Genomic DNA, 20345 nt, shown 5'->3' with positions numbered 1-20345 from the left:
TCGCCTACCTCACACGCGTGGGGCCTTGCGGCCACCATACAGGCGAAGGCATTCCTCGCAGTTGCAGCTGATGCCGCATTCCCAATGTCGGCGGTCAAGCGACAACGACCTTCGAAGATACCGGCGCCTCTTGGCGGAACGTTTTCGAGCCTAATTTATTGGACAACTGCAGCGGAGTGACGTTGATGCCAGAGGAGGTGCCTTTGAAACGGACCAAACCGGAATCGAAGACAAGCAAGCGGCGATCGCCGCCTAAAAGGCCCATCGAAAACACAGACGGCAAAGACGACAAGGTCGTCAGCGATCCTCATCCAGGCTCCGTATCGGATGGAACCCACCCGGAAGCAAGCGAGGAGAAGGGTTGAACTCCTGGGTTCTGACGCCGCTATTGCCTTGTCGCGTCCCGCTTGCCGGAACGGGCGACGTCGAAAACTGCAGCGAGACGTAGCTGGCCTGGCACCATCGTATGGCCGACGGAGATGGGTCGCCCTGGGTGCAGGCGCATTACGTGTCCGGCATGCCAGTGGATGGCCGCACCTCACCATGACCGAGCGACGCAACATATCCCGCGAGGCGTCTTGCACGAAACCACCGAGACATGCGCAGAGGAGAGCCCGGACATGATCGGTTCCCAGCGGCAACATGGGTGGGGAAGGAGTCCGAACGGCGCTGCGAACGTTTCGAGCGGCGATTTCCTTTTCGCCTGATCCTGTGCTTGCCGATCAACTAGCCCTTGCAGGGCCAAGCCTCGCGCAACGCCACAGGCACGAGCAAAGCGCCTGCCCTGTGTCTCTCCTCTGGATAGTTACTGACCCATTTGCAGACGACGTCGCGAACGTCCCCGTATGTCGCGGCTTCTGATAGGCAATAGTCAATCGGAGGACCTACCGTCGCATACGCATCGATAACTCCTTCGATGTAGGCCAGCGCGACGGCAGGATCATTCTCGCATCACCGCTCAATGTCGATGCCATTCGACGCTTCGGCGTCGGATGCAGCAGCCATCAGAATGCCAGCCGATGCAAGAGCGGCGATCTTCATCGTATTCTCGGTTGCACCAAAGAAGCGCAAGTCCTTCTTTGGAACGCCGATTTCGGCGCTATAGAATAGCCGATCGAAATGGCTGGAGAAACCCAGTTCGTCCCACAGGTACGCCGCTCTATAGTGCTCTTGGCCGGTCGCAACGAAGATTTGGGCTCTGCCGCGCTCACGGAGCTCCCGAGCTATTCCGAATACATCGGGATCGAGCCTGGAGTCCTTCTCGAACCAGTAACGCACAAAGTCGTCGACACCCCCTTGTAACCGACATCGGGAAGAATGGCCGCCAAGGCCTGCTTCAGGTCACGGCGTCCGGTGACGCATTCAAACATCGGCGAAGCGGATCGATTGCCGGGCGTGCCAAAGAACAAGATCTGGAAAGCGTCACGGTCGACGCCCAGGTCGACCTCGATTGTTTCATCCCACGGCTTGCGACGGGCAATATCGGCATGCCAGCCATCAATCAGCACGCCATCGACATCAAAGAAGACCTTCACTTGACCTCCATTCGCCCGCGACTGTTGGAATTCCCGATGCTCGCCTCTGGCAGCGAACTCGTTCTCCAAGCGGAGTCATAATCGACCAGCAGTTGACGTTGCGCTTTAAACCCAGCATCGCGGACGCTTCTCATCGGGGGCCACGAGAAATTGCAGCGCTTTACGATCACTACCCGTTGAAGTACACCAGCCATGAAGTACGCTGCAACTCACAATTTTATCCGCGCTGGGCCCATTCCAGCAACCGAAGCTCATGAGGACGCATGCCACGATCACAGTCGCGCCCCTACGCAATCTCGGACTTGCGTGATCAGCCGGGCTTCTGCCCTACGATTGCAGATCGTGTCTGGCGGACTTGGTGGCAAGGCGCCGGCCATCCGCTCGAGCATGTAGCCGACCACATGCAGGAAATGCTGGACGAAGGACCCCTGCCTTTCGGGCTCGTTGCGCACGAGGGCGCGACCTATCTCGGATCGGCCCTGATCATCTCCTGCGACCTGGAGGAGCGTCCGCAATACGCTCCATGGGTGGCGGCCGTATGGGTCGATGCCGACTACCGGCGTCGGGGTATTGGCAGGGCCCTTGTCCGCCGTGCAGTAGAAGCGACGTTCGACCTAGGCCATGATGTTGCCTATCTATGCGCCTTGCCGGAAAAGCGCTCATTCTATGAGGCATTCGGCTGGCGTCGCCTGGAAGAAAATGTCGGCCCGCATGGCCTCACCGTCCTCACCTTTTCGCGGCGCCTCTAGCTCGGTCAAAGCCAGCTTCCGCTCCCGGCCCAAAGCGGTCTAAATAGGCGACTTTGTGGATGCAAGGGAAAGCCAGAAGCAAGCGTTCTCGCTCCCGGCAAATCTCCTCGTCATTCAAATTTCACGAGGTTGAGTGCGGGGAGCGGACCGCCTGGAAACTGCACGAGCTTTCCACCGACCGAGACCAGACCGAGATCGATCCCCGCGAAGCCCAGCTTGGCGATCAGTGCACCAACTTCGGCCTTCGACCTCGCCTCGTCTCCCGAGTAGAAAAGGACCCGGCTTCCACCCTCAGTGCGCGGATCACCAGAGAGCAGATGCGGAGGGAGATGGTTGAACGCCTTTACGACACGAGCGCCCGGCACCAGGTCTGTGAACACTTCGGTCGACAGTCGACCATTGAGTTCCGCTGGCTGGAAGAGAGGACGCTCGATGGGGTTTTTGGCGTCGATCACGATGCGCCCGGCCCAATCCGGAAGACCAGCCAATGCCTTTGGCAACTTCGACCACGGGACGGCGACCAGGACGAGATCGGCCTTGGCCGCTTCCTCGATGGTGCCTGCCGTGATGTGTGGCGTCAGTTCACGTGCGAGGTCATGAAGCGTGTCTGGACCACGGCGGTTCGCGATCGTTGCAGCGATACCGAGCAAGCGCGCGGGCGAACGCGGAGCCGATCTCCCCGGCTCCAATGATGCCTATAGACATTGGTAGTCTCCAGGTTGGCTTGCTGATCAGGCGGTGAAGCCGCCGTCGGCGACGATGTCAGCGCCGGTTACGAAAGCGGCCTCGGGGCTGGCGAGATAGGCCACGACACTGGCGACCTCGTAGTCCTTCCCGTAGCGTCCGATCGCCATGCCGGGGCCGACGATCTTCGAGACCGGACCTCCATCGGGGTTCATGTCGGTGTCGGTCGGGCCGGGATGCACGGTGTTCACGGTGATCCCCTTGGGACCGAGATCACGGACCAGGCTGCGATTGAAGCCGGCAACGGCTCCCTTGGTCAGCGTGTAGAGAGAGGCTGTCGGGAAGGCCGCATAACGGACCATCGAAGAGCCGATATGGATGATCCGTCCGCCGGATTTCATGCGACGGGCGGCTTCCTGGGTTCCGACGAAAACACCCGTCACGTTGACCGCAATCATACGTTCATAGTCCTCGAACTTGATCTCCTCGATCGGACCGCCGAGCGCGATGCCGGCATTGTTGACGAGGATGTCAAGGGAGCCGAACGCTTCCTCCGTCTTGGCCACCGCGGCCCGTACGGATACAGGGTTCCCGGAGTCGGCATGAATGGCGATGGCACGACCGCCTGCATTTTCGATTTCCGTCACGACCGCGGCTGCCTTTTCCGGCGATGCGCTGTAGGTGATGGCCACTGCGGCTCCATCTGCCGCGAGGCGCTTTGCGATGGCCGCGCCAATAGAGCGCGAACCGCCCGTGACGAGAGCGGTCTTGCCGGACAGTTCCAAAGAGGTGTTGGTCATTGCGTTCACTCCATTGCTTGGTTTCGATGGAGCGAATATCGCCTTCCTATTCCTCTATGATTAGGCGGAATTGACTGTTATTAATTTCAAGCAATCGTTGAAAGATGCCTCATGGAAACACTGGCAAATCTGGAATGCTTCGTTCGCAGCGCGGAGCTTGGCAGCTTCTCCTCCGCAGCCCGTAGGATGGGATTGACCCCAGCCGCAGTCAGTAGGAACGTCGCCGCGCTCGAAGCCAACCTGAAGCTTCGGCTCTTCCAGCGCAGCACACGGAGTCTGGCACTTACGGAGGCGGGCGAGCGCTTCCTCCATTCGGTCCGTGATCACCTGGAGAGCCTTCAAGGTGCGATTGCCGAGGCATCCAACGAACAGGCCGAACCAGCGGGCCTGCTGAGGCTCAGCATGAGCCCCACATTTGGGATTGAGTACATTCTCCCCAAATTGCCCGAGTTCATGAGCCGATACCCGCTGATAAGGCCGGAATGGATGTTCGAGAATCGGCAGGTTGACTTGATCGCCGAGGGATACGACGCGGCGATCGGTGGCGGATTCGAGTTGACGCCGGGCATCATCGCAAAAACCCTTGCCTCGGCCCACATCATCGCGGTCGCCTCACCGTCCTACATGCAGGACCGCATTCCGCCTCACGACCCATCCGGCCTGACTGAGCTAGGCGGGATCGTCATGCGTTCATTGCGGACAGGTCGAATTCGACAATGGCAGATGCGAAACGTCGCAGGTGAAGAGCAGTCGGCGTCGCTGAAGGAAAGGGTCGTCGTCAACGACCCGGCCGCAATGCGATCGGCTGCGGTTCTGGGGCTTGGCGTCGCCATGATCGCGAAACCGGACGCGTTGCCCTACCTGGAGAACGGGGAACTCGTCCGGTTGATACCTGCATGGTACGCGGACGCTGGTCCAATTTCGATTTACTATGCGAATCGGACCTTGCTGCCCACCAAAACCCGAGTGTTTATCGATTTCATAGGCGAGGTCTTCCAACGCGAGCGGTGGCCAGAACGGTTCGCAGGTACGTTGGGTTGATTTCCGCTTGTGGCCGCATAGGTGCCGTTGGGCGCTAGTGACCTGACGTCGTTCCCTTAGACGATCAGAAGTCGGCATCATGTTCCGTCCTCGGATCGAGAATGTCGACCGTCTTGCCGAGACGATCGCGGCAGTTCTGCCGTAGGAATACCGGGCCACCACGCCGGAACTGTCGTTGACGCAATCGGGGTTCACCGGATGCGTGGGGGGCGGCGATAGCGTGTGTGAGCTGTCAGAATTGAATGCCAGCGTCTGAGCGGTTGCTGACTTAGTAATGCGTACGGACCATCTGCTCCGTCGGCGATGCCGACATGATCATCGAGATCTTCTCCGTGGCGGCGGTCGCATTTCTCCCGCCGACGCTCGTCGCCCCGATTACGGCATGAACTTTGATGTGATGCCGGAACTCCAATGGCAGATCGGCTATCCGTTCGCGATCGGCTTGATGATTCTTTCGGCCGTTATGCCGTTCCCGTATTTCAAGAGGCGCGGCTGGCTCTGAAGAAGCCGGAGATGAGCGTCGGTCGACTGGCCTTACATGCGAGGGGGCATAGCTCCTAGGCGGAGCTACGCCCACCTTGGCTCACGCCAGATCGAGGCAACCACCGCCTCTCCAAGGCGCTTGGCAACGCTGCAGGGAGTAATCTTGCGATGTTGCAGCCGCCATCGCGGTAGGTCAGGATCGTGAGTCATACTGGCAGATGATCTCAGGCGTACGGTCATCTTTCGCGGGGAACTGCGGCGCGACCATGGCGTCGTGAGATAATCCGCGGGGCGCATGGCATCCCTGCCCCTGTTGTGTCGGCGGCTCTGCTGTTCCATTGGAATTTGCACCGCCTGTAACGCCTCAGAAAAATGTGCACGCGAATTAACCTGAGACTCCCATTGTGCGACGCAGCAATCGTCCCCACATCAACACAGTTCAGGCCCAATTGGCGGCCCAGGAGACGGCATTGCTCAACAAGCCCCTACAAAATCACCGCTTGGTCGAAATCGCCGGGTTCGGCTCAAATCCTGGAACATTGAAGGCGTGGCTGTTTCTGCCGTCGATCATGGCCCCCGACGCCCCGCTTGTGGTTGCGCTGCATGGCTGCACACAGACGGCAGAGGGCTATGCAACTGGATCCGGCTGGTCTCAACTCGCAGAGCGACGCGGATTTGCGGTGCTCTATCCCGAGCAGCAGCGATCGAACAATGCCAACCTCTGCTTCAACTGGTTCGAGCCAGGCGACATCAGGCGGGATGCGGGAGAGGCGTTGTCCATCCGGCAGATGATCGGCCATCTCGTCCAGTCGCAAGGCATCGATCCCAAGCGCATCTTTGTCACAGGCCTGTCAGCAGGCGGCGCAATGGCGAACGTCATGCTGTCGACCTATCCCGACATATTTGCGGGCGGCGCAATCATCAGCGGGCTGCCTTATGGTGTGGCAGGCACGGTCGCTGAGGCGTTCGAGCGAATGCAAGGCCGCAATCCGCCGACTGTCTCCAAGCTTCAGTCCGTACTCAAGAGCGCATCGAACCACAAGGGGCTCTGGCCTTCGATTTCGATCTGGCACGGGACGCATGACCAGACGGTCCGACCCGGGAACGCGGACCAGATCGTCAAGCAATGGTCCGGCGTTCACGGCCTCGCCACGGAGCCAACTCGGAGCGAGTTGATACACGGCCATACCCGCAAAGTTTGGCTCGACGCGAAAGGCAGGCAGGTCGTCGAGGCCTACTCCGTCAAAGGCATGGCCCACGGCGTTCCTCTGGCGACGAGCAGCGATGTACCGATCGGGAGAGCCGGTCCGCACATGCTTGAGACTGGGATTTCCTCGACTGTGCGTATCGCCCATTCATGGGGTCTGGCCACTGTGGCAGATGTAGAGGAGGCTGAGGCAGCCGGCAGTCTCGTCCGCCGAGAAGAACCCAATTCGGCGTCATCCACGATAAAGAAGGCATTGCACTACGCAAGGTCGCGATCGAGCGCCGCTGGGACCGCTTCGGACGGCAGGATCGCCAAGGTCATAAACGATGCGCTTCGGGCCGCGGGTCTGATGCGGTAAGAACATAGCCGCAAGGAGCATGATGGACTTGTTGCGAACACAATCTGCCCCTATATGTCTGCCCATCGGCCTTGCTGGCGAGCGTCTGAGGATGTTCCCGGGGCCGCAAGTCGCTTGAGACTTTGACCACGGATGTACTGGCACTGGAATTGAAGCGATGTGAGGAAGGTCGGGTTTGCCCGGCCTTTTTTGTTGCCTGGCGAGCAGGCACAACATCACTTCCGAATTGCGGATCCGCGGCAGGAGGAAATCGGTAGTGCGGGAAATTCCTGCTCGGCAGCCCAAAGCGGTGACGTCCGGCGCTGTTTCCTCATGTCCGCGACATGATGCGTGACGACTCTTCCAGGGCCAAAATATTCAAGGAACCCGCGGTACAGCCATTTGAACCGCCGCCGGCAGCGCCAATATCGGTCGGTCTTCAAGCACTCGGTAAACGTTATGTCCAAAGAGCTGTGCCTCCATTCCGAGCGAGGTTCTTGTGCCCGTCATTAGGTGAGCGCAAACTGTCTTCCACCCACCGGTTTCGGGAGATCAGATGATGACCTACAAAACCCTTCTCCTTGTGGTTGGTGTCAACCAGTTCGAAGGTGATCTTCGGGCAGCTGCGCATCTTTGCTCTGCGCACAATGTGCACCTCACAGTTATCCCCGCGGCAATGGCAACGCTGCCTCCGATCAGAGACTTTGCGGCTGTTTCATGGGTTACGACTGGACCAGTCACGTAGAGGAACTCGGCCAGGCGATCGGAGCGAGCTCGGGAAACTCTTAACAACACCGGCATTTCTTTCGATGTCCTCGGAAGATACGCAGATTCGATGCGGATAGAACACGATCTCGGAGAATGTGCTCGATATTCCGACATCACTTTAATCGGTCCAAGCCTGAGAGCGGATAAACGTCTGCGGCGCCTTATGATAGAAGGTGCCCTCTTCCATTCGGCGCGCCCGATCCTCCTTGCGCCCGATCTCCGATCAGCAAACTTGAAACCGAGGAAGATTCTTCTGGCGTGGAACTCCAGCGTCGAAGCCGTGCGGGCCGCACGAGAAGGGCTGGAGATGATGAGAGGTGCCGACGGCGTGAACGTTGTCCTGGTCGAGTCTCGAGCGGTCGCGGCGGCAACCGAAGAATCGGGCGATCACATCGCTTCCTATCTGGCTCGCCACGGCATCACGGTGACGATCGATCGGCTTCGAGGTGCCGGACGTCGGGTCGAAGACGTCCTCAACGAGCATGCGGTCGAAACGTCGGCCGATCTGATCGTCATGGGCGCACACGGGCATTCGCGTGTTCGCGAAAAGGTCTTCGGCGGCGTTACTCAAGCGATGATCGACGCACAGGTTGTGCCCGTGATGATGGTTCGATGATTTTGACCCGGCACAGCTCTGGAATTGGTCGGGCTGTCGTCGCGACAAGTTCCAATCCCTCTGCGAGGGGCAAACAGGAAGACCAGCTGACGCCGATACGCGCCCGTACACTTATCGGAGGAATTGACTAGCTTACCGGAAATCCTATCCTATCGGTGCCAGACCGGGCCCCTCTGGCGGTCGTAGAGCGATCGCGATGTCGGACTGGAGGATTGTGGGCGTGAGCGCACATTTTGCCCCCGCTTAGGCGGTGGTGCTTCTCCACCCGCAGTCCTTTCATAGCACGCGATTAAGTCTCGGCGGTGAAAGGAGCGGCCCTTTGAACTCCTTTTCCATTGAGTTTGCGGGACAGACGGTTTGGCTCTGGCTTGGCTTCCTAAGCCTTATTGGCTGCTTATTGTGGATTGATCTCGGCATCGTCAACCGAAGGGACCATCATGGATCCGACGGCAATCACGGATGACAAGAGGCCGACCGGAACTCGCCGTTACGGCGGCAGAAAACGCGCCTAGCGCTCCAGGCGGAAAGCCAGGTGTGCTGACTTCGCCCACTTTCGTGTGCAACAACAGGGTTGAATATGAACAGATTCTTGAAGGCAGTCGCAGGCTCGGCCGGCGCAACCGCGCTTATTCTTTGCGCCTATCTGGGTGCTCTCCAACTCACCGGCAATTTCCACGAGGTGCTGCCGGCGGAGCTCTACCGATCGGCACAGCCTTCTGCCGCGGACGTCGCGAGCTATGCACGGCAATACGGCATCAAATCCATCGTGAATCTCCGGGGCGAGAGCAGCGATGACTGGTATCTGCGGGAGGTCGATGCCGCCAACCGGGACGGCATCGCTCATTTTGATTTCCGATTGTCGGCTTCGAAACGGGTGTCGCTGCGGCAGGCGCGGCAGCTGATCGCGTTGCTGCAAACCGCACCCAAGCCGATACTCATCCATTGCCAAGCCGGCGCTGATAGAACGGGGTTGGCCTCGACGCTCTATCTTCAGCAGATCGCTGGCATTGATGAAGAGATCGCGGACCGGCAGCTGTCGGTCAGCTACGGTCACATCGGCCTTCCTTACATTTCTGCAGCCTTTGCCATGGATGAAAGCTGGGTGAGTTCTTCGAAAAGGTCCTCTTCGGTCTGACGAGTTGAGTGCTCTGGGTCGCGCCCACTTCGCAGTCGCCCCGCAAGGATTGCCACGAGCTTGCGTCCACCGGCTGACACGATCAGGACTTGCGAGTGTCGTCCAACCGCGCCATGCTCGGTTCCGACGAGCTCCGTGATCCGGTGGATATCGGGCACGTCGGAAATCGTACCGGAACTGGGAGGTTAAGCCGTGAGCATAAGAGATCGCCAGGAAGGCTTCGAAAAAAAGTTCGCGATGGACGAGGAAACCAAGTTCAAGGCCATGGCCCGGCGCAACAAATTGTTCGGCCTATGGGCCGCCGAAAAGCTCGGCAAAACGGGCACGGATGCCGACACCTATGCCAAGGAGGTGGTGCAGGCAGACTTCGAAGAGGTAGGAGACAATGATGTGTTCCGCAAGGTGCGCACCGATTTCGATGTGGCCGGCGTAGTCCTATCAGATACTCAGATTCGCAGCATCATGGATGAACTGCTTGCGGCTGCAGTCGAGCAAATCAAGAACAACTGAGCAACGCTTAACCCGACAAAATCCCCCCGGGACACGAACAGCAGCGCCGTTCCGATCGATAAAGCGATCATTCCGAGAGCGCCTTCACGATGGGATGGCGCAACTGGTTCGAGGCGGAGCGACCGGATTTCGATAAGACCGATGAAGATTCCAACGGCCGCCTATCGGAAGACGAGCTCCATGAGGTCGTGAACGCAGCCGATTTGATGGGAGGCTGGCAAGGTGCCGACGACGGTTATCTGACGCCTCAAGAATTCGATGCCGGACTTAAGGCCGCTGGCGATGCCGACGAAAACGGATCGATTGACAAGGTCGAATATTCGCACACCCTTGCAGCCATCACAGTAAAGGGTGGGGAGCAAACCAGCAGCAGGTCGGCGGATGCGGGACAGCCGCCCGACGCCACTTTCGGCATCGCGGCCGGCGACATCATTCCCCTCGAGAGCTGGGGGATGGACCAGATCCACACCACTGGCTGGAGAGCCGAGGCGCTGTTCGATACGCCCGTATACGGGACCACCGGCGATCGCATCGGCGACGTCGAAGATCTGGTTGTCAGTTCGGACGGCAAGCTCATCTCCCTCATAGCAGAGGTGGGCGGATTCTGGGACATAGGCGATACGCATGTCAGTGTGCCCTGGAACAAGGTGACGATCCGCAAGGACGGTACTGCCCAGATCCCCGTGACCGAAGATACCGTCGATCAATATGGTTTCTTCAACGACCGGCTGACCAAGGCTGAACTGGCCGAGAATGTCGTCTCCGGACTCGACAATCAGGAGCTGGGTCCCCGCGCATGGCGCGCCTCCGAACTGATCGGCGACCTCGCCCGCATTCGCGACAATAATCAGTATCGCGGCTACGGCTATGTCAGCGACCTGATCTTCAGCGAGGGGCGCGTGCTCGCCACCATCATCGATCGGGATGTCGGCTATGGCCCCCGCGGCCCCTATGCCATGCCGTACTACGGTTATTCCCGAGTTCGAGTTCAAACTCCGATGCGGTGATCCGAATTGGATAGGATCCGAGACCCGAGTGACCTTCCAAGACTTCCTTGCGTGACTAAATCTCAACGTCGACGTCTGCCTTGTCCGAAGCCAGCGCGGCGCGGCGCGGAATGGATTGCGCAGGGTGGCGGCCAATCTCGCGTTTCCGAAAAGCTTGCAGCATCTTTTGGTAATCGACATCGAATCCCAGGCTTTTCGATGTAGCGAAGAGGTTGGCGCCGTCAATGAAAAGGGCGGTTTTCTCGCGCGGATCGAACATGCGTGCTTCCTTCTTAGGCTGGCGGACCCTCCTCTTCGCTCGGGCCGCCGAGCGGTATCGCTCGTCCCGAGGAAGCAGATCGAAACGCAGCCGCGCGCGAGCAGCGGGCCAATAATCGATAAATAGTAGAGCCCCACGGGCTCGCGGCGATCTGCAGATGCGGCGGCCGATCGATTCGGCGATCAGGCGGTTAGCATTCTGTTACCGGCACATATCCGGGATCGCGTTCAGGCTCCTGGTGATGGCACTGCTCCTCGACTGCCCGTCATAGAAACGACCTCCGGCAATAGGATACTTGCCGCTGATGCGCCTTCGCGGGCCAGCCCCCGACGGAACCGTCCTCCCCGCACTGCCTTGCGCGTGGGCGTCGGACGAGAGGCATTTGCTCCTGTTCGGCATCTCGGTGCGTTTGCTGCGCTTCGTCCCGCGCGCGCCGTTGCGTCTTTCCACCCTCATGATGGAACAAACGCGGTCATCCCAGGTTCGCATAGTCCCAAGTTTCGGAACCAGCGCAATGTTCGAAGACCGGGAGAAAGCAAAGATTGCCCGCTTCGATCGAATGTTGGACAGGGCTCGGCGCGGACGAAGAGTCGAGATTTCATCGACACCCGTATCGGAACAACGCGGTGAGGCAGCGCCTCGGCGGGCGGAGAGGGGTGGTGCCATCATACCACCCATCGTGTCGGCGCAGCCGACACCTCCGTTCCACCGCGAAGTGCAAGGAGCTCGTCGATCCGTTCGGCCGCTCAAAGCCTAGGAGAGTACGGAGGCGTTCGATGGCGGCACATCCGCGCGAAGCCACGCTTTATCGAATGGTCATGGATGACCATATTTGTCCATTTGGCCTGAAATCCCGCGATCTGCTCGAGCGTGAAGGCTTGGTCGTTGACGATCGCTGGCTGAAGACTCGCGAAGAAACCGATGCTTTCAAGGATGAGCACGGAGTAAAGACAACGCCGCAGACGTTCATCGGCGGCAAGCGTATTGGTGGCTACGACGATCTTCGACGCTACTTCGAAAAGCCAGTGCGTGATCCGAAGCAGCTTACCTACCAGCCCGTTATTGCCGTTTTCCTCATGGCGGCACTTATGGCGCTGGCGGCGAGTTGGGCTGCGTTCGGGGCGGTGTTTACGGAGCGCGCCGGCGAATGGATCATTGCCATCTCGATGTGCATCCTGGCCATCCTGAAGCTTCGCGACATCGAGAGCTTCTCCAATATGTTCCTGGGATATGACCTTCTGGCGCAGCGGTGGGTGCGCTACGCCTATCTCTATCCACTCGGGGAAGCGTTGGCAGGCGTCTTCATGATCGCTGGAGCCCTGCTATGGCTCGCGATTCCAGTCGCACTCTTCATCGGTTCGATTGGGGCAGTCTCCGTGTTCAAAGCCGTCTACATCGATCGCCGCGAATTGAAATGCGCCTGTGTGGGAGGTGATAGTAATGTTCCGCTCGGCTTCATCTCCCTGACCGAGAACCTGATGATGATCGCGATGGCGATCTGGATGCTCGTAAGATGACGGAAGGAGAGGAGCATGTCCTACGGCCGCTTCGCCGCAATGATAGTCACCTCAACGATCGTTATGTTTGGGTTGATGTATCTCAACACCTATGCCCTCACCCACGTGGCTTACAGCCAAACGCGGGTCTGGATGGCGCTCTTGATGGGCGCGGTCATGGCCGTAATCATGATGGGCTTCATGTGGTCCATGTACAAGAACAGGGTGGTCAACGCCGCCATCATTGTCGCAAGTGCAATCGTCTTCGCGGCGTCGCTCTCGCTCGTGCGCAGCCAAGCAACCGTCTACGATATCAGCTATATGAAGGCGATGATTCCGCATCACTCGATCGCGATCATGACCAGCGAGCGTGCCCATATCAGAGATCCTCGGGTGCGAAAGCTGGCCGACGAGATTATCGAGGCTCAGCTGCGCGAGATCGATGAGATGAAATCACTGATTGCCGATCTGCGAGCGCACCCCGTTCCCGCGAACGCACCAGATCTCCCATCCTATCGCGACCAGGCGAGCAACCGCCCCAATAGCTCACCGAACCTATCAGGTCCTTCTGCATGCGATCCTCAGCTGTTCTTCAACTCAGTCGTGGGAGACTGACCATGCTAGGCACCAGGCGGCAATGCCTTTTCCGGCGTCGCTTGTTGGCGTTTAGACGACTGAGCCCGACGGCTCGTCAGGTGGCACCCTTTCGAGACCATTTTCCGGGCGCTAAGCAGTTGAGAGATTGCCGTCACCAACTGCGCCATTGCGAAAGGTTTGGCGAGTATCAGGCTATTGGGGACTCCCTTTGACGCCCAATCGGGGGCACTGTCTCCACTCACATAGACGATTGGCATTTCGGAATCGATCTCGCGGGCGACACGCGCAACATCCCAACCGTCTGGAGGTTCGCCAAACCGGATGTCGGTGATGATGCCTTGGATGGAGGCCGCTGGATCCTGCCTCGGCGAGCGCATGTTCGAAATCGAGCAGGAGCAAGCCCTCATCCTCGACAAGTAATATCGTGAGCGTTTCCATTCCCTCGCGCGTCGCATCTGCCGAGACCGTCCGCAGGACCGGCGCGGTGCCGAGGTTTTCACGAGCGCGGGCGAGCCGTTCCGACGATCGGCCGACAATAGTGACCACGGCCCCGAGGCGAGTAACCTTTCGGCCAGCGCAAGCTCCGAAGAAGCCAAGCAAAAAGCGGGTCACGATGAAATGCACTGATCCAGGACTATGAACAAACGGCGCTCCTCGGTCGGCTTGCCGACATTGGGCGCCCCCACCAAGGCGTCCCCGCCGATGAGCTCCGGTCTGCTATAGGCGCGCGCCACGACAAAAGGGACGTTCCGCGCGCGAAGTGCCTCCGGCACCAGCGTCACCGCACCGTCTTTCACTCTCACGTCAAGAAGAGCGACGGCAGGAAGCTCGCCGTCCAGAAGCCGGAGCGCCTCCTTCACGGTGGCGGCTGGCCCGAGCACCCGCCGGCCGCGACCCTCAAGCAGAAGCTTAAGATCCATCGCGATCAGGAACTCGTCCTCAACGACAAGCACCGTCTTGGGCATACCACCGGCCTCGATGTCATGAGACCGATCCTAACGGGGCGACGATCTCCTCCAACCCGCCGACGCATAGTTCAGTTCCACCTGTCCGCCCAGTTCGTGGCTCGCCGCGAACTCGACGAGGTTCGTGCCAAATACCAGGGAAGCTGGAGCCGCCACTGGCGGTCCCCCAGTCTCCTGCCAAACGAGCCTCAAATGTGAAGCACTCGCCTCCCCGACTTCCCATCGGACGCGGACCCGTCCGCTGGGCACGGAAAGGCTTCCGTGCTTGACCGCGTTGGTGGCGAGTTCATGCAGGATCAGGCTTGGATGTCCCATTGGCGATCGCTGAGTTCGTAGAGGTGTTGTCCGACCGTCTCGTCACGGCCGACGTTGAATGCCGCATAGAAGGCCCGGCTGGCGCTCTGGACACACAGATGCTGGTCAAGGACAAGCAGCGGCTCGGGGACGGTGTCGAATATGCCCTGCGCTTGGACGTGGCCGTTTCGCAAGAGGCGGTAGAGGTCTTCCAGGTTCATCGGTGTTCTTCCCCCTTCACGACATAGCAAAGATGATACTACATCCGGCCGTGCGCCCGCAAAATGGCTTTGCTGTCGTCGTGAAAAATTGGCGAAGTCGGAAACGCAACCGCTATTCAGCAGCGTGAATTCGACCCCGTGCGGACTCAAGCCGGCATCTCAGTCCGAAATCATTCCGCCTCAAATTCGGAGGATTACTTGCTCGCCTGGCACGATGAAGATCCGCGGGCAACGGCCGCCACACTGTTGCTCGACTGCAAGCATCTGCGCGAACAGCTTGCGGTTGCCGAGAGTTCACGAGACGAGGAATCTCGCGGGGTGGGCCACCGCAGCATCAGAGATCGGAGGACTGACCCACCAAATGTGGAAGCTCGTTCTCCCGTCCGACTGGGCGGCGCCTCTCCCAATGCTAGATTCGATGAGCAAACCCCCGATGCTACATTATGCGATTTCTTGGGCACAGAACGTGAACATCTCGCAGCAATCTGGAATGGCTAGTCAGCTCAGGAAATCGACCGCGGTTCGCGCCAGAGCCAGCGTTCCGAAGGCGATCGATCGCTCATCGGGCTGATAGTCCGGATTATGCACCTTGTCCGACCGGCCCGGCTGGGATGAGCCGACGAGCAGCCGGAACGACGGGACCATTTGCGCAATCAGCGCAAAATCCTCACCTCCCATGCTCGGTTCAAAGTCGAAGGCCACATCGCCGAGCTGCGCATTGATCGCGCTCACGGTGCGCTGGAGCATGCCCGCATCGTTGAAGATGGGCGGTGTGCCGCGCCTATAGGCAAGCTCGCAGCCCGCCCTGAAGCTCAACCCGACGCCCTCGCAGAGCCGGCGCAGACCGGCCTCCGCCGCATCGCGCGCCTCCGGCTGCCGGCTGCGTACGGTTCCCTTCAGTTCGCACCGCTCGGGGATGATGTTGCGGGCCTCGCCGGCATGGATTGAGCCGACTGTCACCACACAGGCGTCGAGCGCCCGCACATCCCGCGACACAATGGTCTGCAACTGGCCGATCAGCTGGGCCGCGACGACGATCGGATCGACGGCGGCATAGGGACGGGCCGCATGACCGCCCTTGCCATGCACAGTAATGTCGAATGAATCGACCGCGGCATTCGCATAGCCGTGCACGATGCCGAACTGGCCGACGGGTATTTCGGGCCGGTTATGCAGGCTCAGCGCCATGTCGACGCCGTCCATCACTCCGTCGGCGATCATTTCCTTGGCGCCGCCGACGGCCTCCTCCGCCGGCTGAAAGATAAGGCGGACGTTGCCCGCCAGCCGGTCCTCCAGGCGCTTCAGCACGGCGCCGACGGCGAGGACCGTCGCGGTGTGGAGATCGTGCCCACAGGCATGCATGCGGTTCGGGATCTTGCTCGCAAAGGCAAGCCCCGTCTCCTCCTGCATCGGCAGGGCGTCCATGTCCGCCCGGATCAGCAGGGTGGGACCGGGCCTCTTGCCGCGGATGTGCCCGACGACTCCGGTGCGACCGATGCCGGTCTGATGCTCGATCCCGAGGCTTGCCAGGGTCTCCGCGACGAGGGCAGCCGTCCGTACCTCCTCGAAGGCGATTTCGGGATATTCGTGGATGCGCCTGCGGATACCGATGAAACGCGCCTCGTTTTCATCGACGATCGCCGCAATCAGCGACGCCACGTCATTGATGCCGGAATGGGAAAGCTTCTCGGCCACGGCTGAACTCCTGCCTCTCGGGTTGAATTTTGTGGATGCGACCGCGTCCTGATCGAGCGCTTCCGGCGCCGGTCACCCATTCAGATGACAGGCCGACAGGTGTTTCGGCGCCACTTCCTTACGCGCCGGGACTTCCACGCGACAGCGCTCCATGGCGAACGGACAACGGGGATGGAAATGGCAGCCCTTGGGCGGATCGAGCGGGCTGGGAAGTTCGCCTTTCACGGCCTCGAAACGCCGTTTGCCCGTTTCAATGCGGGGAACTTCCGACAGAAGGGCCTTCGTATAGGGATGGTTTGGACGTCTGAAGACATCCTCGACGGGCGCTTCCTCGACGATCCGGCCAAGATACATGATCGCGACGCGGTCGGAAATGTGCTCCACCACGCCGAGATCATGGCTGACGAAGAGGTAGGTCAGGTCCAACCGGTCCCGCAGGTCCATAAACAGGTTGATCACCTGAGCCTGGATGGAGACGTCGAGGGCAGCGACGCTTTCGTCGCAGACGAGGAACTTCGGCTGCACGGCCAGCGCCCGCGCGATGTTGACCCGTTGGCGCTGACCGCCCGAGAACTGGTGCGGATAGCGCGTCTTCATGGACGGGTCGAAGCCGGCCAGCGTCAGGTAGTTGTCCACGTAGGAGGCGCGTTCCGCGGCGCTTGCCAGGCCGTGCGTCTTCGGCGCTTCCCAGACGAGCTCCTCGATCGTCATGCGCGGATTGAGGGCGGCCATCGGGTTCTGGAAGATCATCTGCGTGGCGAGGCCGGCCTCCTTTTGCTCGGCGGCGGACATTGCCTCGCGGTCCACCCCCTGCCAGAAGACTTTGCCGTCGGTTGGCGCTGCGACCCCGGCGATGACGCGGCCGAGGGTCGATTTTCCGCAGCCGCTCTCTCCGACGAGGCCGACGACCTCGCCGCTGCGGACGCTCAGGCTGACGCCATCCAGCGCATGAACGACCGGGGCGGGCTTTGCCAGCTTCAGGCTAAGGGCGATCCTCGCGGCAAGGTCCGGCCTAGCGCCGAAACGCTGCGTTATGGTCCTGGCCTCGATCAAGGGGGTCTCGGCAGCCTTCATGATGCTGATACTTTCGTCACGGGATGGATGCAGCGGAAGGATCGGTCGCCCGCAGGTGCCAGCTCCGGCATGACGAGACAGCCCCTCTCCGCCCGCCCGCAGCGCGTGCGGAAGCTGCAGCCCTGCGGAAGGCGGTTGAGGGCTGGCGTCATGCCGTTGATCTGGCGCAAGCGCTCCCCGCGTTCGTTCTGCGACGGAACGGAGGCGATCAGGCCCGCGGTGTAGGGATGGCGGGGATCGTTCAGAACCTCGGTGACGGGGCCGGTCTCCACCAGCCGGCCGGCATACATGACGGCAATGTCGTCGGCCAGCCGCGAAACGATGGCGAGGTCGTGGGTGATCCAGATCACCGCAGTCCCTGCCCCCTCGGTGAGCTTCTGGAACTCTGCGATGATCTGACTCTGGATCGTCACGTCAAGCGCCGTCGTCGGTTCGTCAGCGATGATGAGGTCCGGCCTGTGCAGGAGGGCGATGGCAATGGCCACCCGTTGGCGCATGCCGCCGGAAAACTGGTGGGGATAGGCCGCGAGCCGCTCCTCGGGGCTCGGGATGCCGACAAGGCCCAAGGCGTCCCGGGCGCGCTGCCGGGCGATACCCTTCGACACGCTCTCATGGGCGAGCACGGCCTCGATCATCTGCGTGCCGACCGACAGAACGGGGTTGAGTGTCATCGTGGGGTCCTGGAACACCATCGCGATCCTTTTGCCGCGGAGACGACGCATCTCCTCTTCCGAGTGCCGGCTGATATCCACGCCGTCGAAGAGGATCTCGCCCGAGGCAATACGGCCGGGCCGCTCCAGAAGCCGGATGATCGAAAAACCGGTAACGGATTTTCCGGAGCCGGACTCGCCCACGAGGCCGAGCACGCGGCCGCGTTCAACGGAAAAGGACACATTGTTGACAGCCCGGATGCCGGACCGCCCCTTGCCGCCGCCGAACTCGGTGACCAGATTGCGTACCTGCAAGAGCGCGGTCATGATGCGTTCCTCGGGTTGAGCACGTCGCGGAGGCGATCGCCGACCAGATTGATGGCGACGATGGTGACCAGGAGCGCAATTCCGGGGAAGAAGCTGATCCAGTAGAGGCCCGTCAGCAGATACTGGTACCCGGTCGAGATCAGCATGCCCAGCGAGGGTTCGGTGACGGAGGCGCCGAGACCGAGGAAGGACAGCGTCGCCTCCAGGCCGATGGCGCGCGCTACCTGCATCGTCGCGATCACGATCACGGGGGCGAGACAGTTCGGCAGCAGATGCCGAAAGAGAATGCGCCAGCCCGGCAAACGGAGCATGCGCGCGGCCTCGATATATTCCTTCTCCCGCTCGACGAGGGCGGTGGCGCGGACGGTGCGGGCATAGGTTGCCCATTCGGCGATGATCAGCGCGATGACGACATTGAGCACGCCCTTGCCGAGGACCGCCAGCATCATCAGAGCCATCAGGATAGTCGGGAACGACAGCTGCAAGTCGACCAGGCGCATGATCACGATTTCCGTCCGCCGTCCCATATAGGCGGCAAACAGCCCCGCCGTCGTTCCGATGATGGCGGCCGCGAAGGCAGAGAGCACGCCGACCAGCAGCGACGTGCGAAGGCCATAGAGGATGCCGGACAGGATGTCGCGGCCCTGACTGTCGGTGCCGAGGTGATAGACCAAGCCGGTCATGGACTCCGAACCCGGCGCCAGGCGCCCGTCCATAATGTCCAATTGCATCAGGTCGTAGGGGTTCTGTGGCGATATCCAGGGCGCAAGGAGCGCCAGGCAACAGATGACGAGGAGGGTGACGAAGCCGATCGCCGCCGCCGGCGAGGCGAAAAAATCGGCTAGGCTCTTGGAAAGGCGGCCGGGTTCCGGAAGCGCTTTGTCCGTTTCTTGCGTATTGTGTTCGGCCATGCGTCTAAGCCTTTGAATCCAGCCGGACCCGCGGATCCAGGATGGTGTAACAGACGTCGATGATGAAGTTCAGGACGACGAAGAGGAGGACCATCATCATCAGGTAGGCGACGATGACAGGCCGATCGAGAAGGTTGATCGAGTCGATGATCAGCTTGCCCATGCCCGGCCAGGCGAAAATGCTTTCGGTAACCACCGAAAAGGCGATGAGCGAGCCGAATTCGAGGCCGATGATCGTCACGACGGGGATCATCAGGTTCTTGAGCACGTGTACGGCGATCACCCGGCGCTCGCGCAGACCCTTCGCCCGGGCGAACTTGACATAATCCTGGGGCAGGACCTCCTGCACCCCGGCGCGCGTCAGCCGCAGGATGAGGGACGTCTTGAACAGAGCCAGGTTGAAGGCGGGCAGGAGGAGATGCCTGATCCCCTCGCCGGTCAGAAACGACCATTGCACGCCGAACAGCTCCAGCGTCGGGCCGCGCCCGTTGGTCGGCAGCCAACCCAGCTCGACCGAGAACACCATGATCAGCATCAGGCCGACCCAGAATGTCGGCAGTGAAAATCCGAGGATCGAGCCGCTCATGATCAGCTTCGACGAGACCCGGTTCGGGTAGAGACCGGCGTAAAGACCGAGTGGCAGGCCGAAGACGAGCGCGATCGCCAAAGCCGAGATTGCCAGCTCGAGCGTTGCCGGCAGCCGTTCCAGGATGAGCCCCATGGCCGGGCGGCCATAGACGAAGCTGTCGCCGAAATCACCGTGCAGCAGACCTTGCAGGAACAGGACATATTGCCGCCAGAGCGGCTGATCGAGGCCATAATGAGCAATCACACGGGCGCGCTCGGCCTGATTGGCATCGGGGTTGATCAGGATATCCACCGGATTGCCGATCACGTTCACGCCGATGAACACGATCATCGTCATCGCGACGACGACGAACACCGCCTGGATCAACCGCCTGATTATCGATGTGACCATTGCCT

19 protein-coding genes and 4 pseudogenes are annotated in these 20345 nt (G+C 60.5%); 10 read left to right on the top strand and 13 right to left on the bottom strand.

Annotation, left to right across the window (positions count from 1 at the left end; genetic code table 11):
- Positions 1-726: 726 nt before the first annotated feature.
- The 3 genes from ACTJKL_RS23935 to ACTJKL_RS23925 are packed head-to-tail and all read right to left on the bottom strand — an operon-like array spanning position 727 to position 1535.
- Complete coding sequence (locus tag ACTJKL_RS23935; RefSeq protein WP_440854011.1) at positions 727-927, bottom strand: Rap1a/Tai family immunity protein; 201 nt, start codon at positions 925-927, stop codon at positions 727-729.
- 24 nt (positions 928-951) lie between these two features.
- Complete coding sequence (locus tag ACTJKL_RS23930; protein ID WP_440853983.1) at positions 952-1278, bottom strand: HAD family hydrolase; 327 nt, start codon at positions 1276-1278, stop codon at positions 952-954.
- Positions 1224-1535: a hypothetical protein gene (locus tag ACTJKL_RS23925; RefSeq protein ID WP_440853982.1), complete on the bottom strand. Its 312-nt coding sequence runs from the start codon at positions 1533-1535 to the stop codon at positions 1224-1226. Before ACTJKL_RS23925 ends, ACTJKL_RS23930 begins: the two co-directional genes overlap by 55 nt.
- 263 nt (positions 1536-1798) lie before the next feature.
- Here ACTJKL_RS23925 and ACTJKL_RS23920 point away from each other — a divergent pair, with 263 nt between their 5' ends.
- Entirely contained in the window at positions 1799-2284 is a 486-nt protein-coding gene (locus ACTJKL_RS23920) for a GNAT family N-acetyltransferase (RefSeq protein ID WP_102765155.1), read from the top strand.
- 110 nt (positions 2285-2394) lie between these two features.
- Here ACTJKL_RS23920 and ACTJKL_RS23915 read toward each other — a convergent pair.
- Both ACTJKL_RS23915 and ACTJKL_RS23910 read right to left on the bottom strand, forming a co-directional pair.
- Positions 2395-2989 (bottom strand): annotated as a pseudogene (locus ACTJKL_RS23915) (NADPH-dependent F420 reductase).
- Positions 2990-3015: 26 nt separating this feature from the next.
- Positions 3016-3768: a 3-oxoacyl-ACP reductase family protein gene (locus ACTJKL_RS23910; protein ID WP_440853981.1), complete on the bottom strand. Its 753-nt coding sequence runs from the start codon at positions 3766-3768 to the stop codon at positions 3016-3018.
- A gap of 111 nt (positions 3769-3879) precedes the next feature.
- Here ACTJKL_RS23910 and ACTJKL_RS23905 point away from each other — a divergent pair, with 111 nt between their 5' ends.
- The 7 genes and pseudogenes from ACTJKL_RS23905 (at position 3880) to ACTJKL_RS23875 (ending at position 10872) form a co-directional block, all read left to right on the top strand.
- Positions 3880-4809 (top strand): LysR family transcriptional regulator, encoded by a 930-nt coding sequence (locus tag ACTJKL_RS23905; RefSeq protein ID WP_440853980.1) that lies wholly within the window; start codon positions 3880-3882, stop codon positions 4807-4809.
- Between the two features lie 314 nt (positions 4810-5123).
- Positions 5124-5311: pseudogene (locus ACTJKL_RS23900) on the top strand (CorA family divalent cation transporter); the annotation flags it as partial.
- A 385-nt stretch (positions 5312-5696) separates the two neighbouring features.
- Positions 5697-6857, top strand: a complete 1161-nt coding sequence (locus ACTJKL_RS23895) for an extracellular catalytic domain type 1 short-chain-length polyhydroxyalkanoate depolymerase (protein ID WP_440853979.1) — start codon at positions 5697-5699, stop codon at positions 6855-6857.
- Between the two features lie 538 nt (positions 6858-7395).
- A pseudogene (locus ACTJKL_RS23890) lies at positions 7396-8220 on the top strand (universal stress protein).
- Positions 8221-8797: 577 nt separating this feature from the next.
- A complete protein-coding gene (locus ACTJKL_RS23885) occupies positions 8798-9355 on the top strand; it encodes a dual specificity protein phosphatase family protein (RefSeq protein WP_440853978.1) in 558 nt (185 codons plus the stop codon).
- A 192-nt stretch (positions 9356-9547) separates the two neighbouring features.
- A complete protein-coding gene (locus ACTJKL_RS23880) occupies positions 9548-9865 on the top strand; it encodes a DUF1476 domain-containing protein (protein WP_102763016.1) in 318 nt (105 codons plus the stop codon).
- An 89-nt stretch (positions 9866-9954) separates the two neighbouring features.
- Positions 9955-10872 carry a PRC-barrel domain-containing protein gene (locus ACTJKL_RS23875; RefSeq protein ID WP_440853977.1) on the top strand — a complete coding sequence of 306 codons (918 nt, stop codon included), beginning with the start codon at positions 9955-9957 and terminating at the stop codon, positions 10870-10872.
- A 139-nt stretch (positions 10873-11011) separates the two neighbouring features.
- On the opposite strand, the pseudogene ACTJKL_RS23870 reads toward ACTJKL_RS23875, so the two are convergent.
- Positions 11012-11131: pseudogene (locus tag ACTJKL_RS23870) on the bottom strand (LabA-like NYN domain-containing protein); the annotation flags it as partial.
- 776 nt (positions 11132-11907) lie between these two features.
- Here ACTJKL_RS23870 and ACTJKL_RS23865 point away from each other — a divergent pair.
- Positions 11908-12648, top strand: coding sequence for a MauE/DoxX family redox-associated membrane protein (locus ACTJKL_RS23865; protein ID WP_440853976.1), 741 nt, complete (start codon positions 11908-11910; stop codon positions 12646-12648).
- Positions 12649-12663: 15 nt separating this feature from the next.
- Positions 12664-13242, top strand: a complete 579-nt coding sequence (locus tag ACTJKL_RS23860) for a DUF305 domain-containing protein (RefSeq protein WP_440853975.1) — start codon at positions 12664-12666, stop codon at positions 13240-13242.
- 590 nt (positions 13243-13832) lie between these two features.
- On the opposite strand, the gene ACTJKL_RS23855 is transcribed toward ACTJKL_RS23860, so the two are convergent.
- The 7 genes from ACTJKL_RS23855 to ACTJKL_RS23825 all read right to left on the bottom strand — a co-directional run bounded on the left by ACTJKL_RS23855 (position 13833) and on the right by ACTJKL_RS23825 (position 20340).
- Positions 13833-14189 (bottom strand): response regulator, encoded by a 357-nt coding sequence (locus tag ACTJKL_RS23855; protein ID WP_440853974.1) that lies wholly within the window; start codon positions 14187-14189, stop codon positions 13833-13835.
- A 296-nt stretch (positions 14190-14485) separates the two neighbouring features.
- Entirely contained in the window at positions 14486-14704 is a 219-nt protein-coding gene (locus ACTJKL_RS23850) for a hypothetical protein (RefSeq protein ID WP_411934267.1), read from the bottom strand.
- 498 nt (positions 14705-15202) lie between these two features.
- On the bottom strand, positions 15203-16399 hold the full coding sequence (locus ACTJKL_RS23845) for a M20 metallopeptidase family protein (RefSeq protein WP_440853973.1): 1197 nt from the start codon (positions 16397-16399) through the stop codon (positions 15203-15205).
- Positions 16400-16471: 72 nt separating this feature from the next.
- Positions 16472-17473: an ABC transporter ATP-binding protein gene (locus tag ACTJKL_RS23840; RefSeq protein ID WP_440853972.1), complete on the bottom strand. Its 1002-nt coding sequence runs from the start codon at positions 17471-17473 to the stop codon at positions 16472-16474.
- Positions 17470-18450 (bottom strand): ABC transporter ATP-binding protein, encoded by a 981-nt coding sequence (locus ACTJKL_RS23835; protein ID WP_411934270.1) that lies wholly within the window; start codon positions 18448-18450, stop codon positions 17470-17472. The genes ACTJKL_RS23840 and ACTJKL_RS23835 overlap by 4 nt, the downstream gene beginning before the upstream one ends.
- Positions 18447-19361: an ABC transporter permease gene (locus ACTJKL_RS23830; RefSeq protein ID WP_411934271.1), complete on the bottom strand. Its 915-nt coding sequence runs from the start codon at positions 19359-19361 to the stop codon at positions 18447-18449. Before ACTJKL_RS23830 ends, ACTJKL_RS23835 begins: the two co-directional genes overlap by 4 nt.
- Positions 19362-19365: 4 nt before the next feature.
- Positions 19366-20340, bottom strand: a complete 975-nt coding sequence (locus tag ACTJKL_RS23825; RefSeq protein WP_440853971.1) for an ABC transporter permease — start codon at positions 20338-20340, stop codon at positions 19366-19368.
- Between the last annotated feature and the right edge of the window lie 5 nt (positions 20341-20345).

The organism is Sinorhizobium sp. 22678, from assembly GCF_052044265.1.
Taxonomy (GTDB): Bacteria; Pseudomonadota; Alphaproteobacteria; order Rhizobiales; family Rhizobiaceae; genus Sinorhizobium; species Sinorhizobium meliloti_A.
The sequence above is the reverse complement of the archived record's forward strand: the minus strand, read 5'-3'. Positions and strand labels throughout refer to the sequence as shown.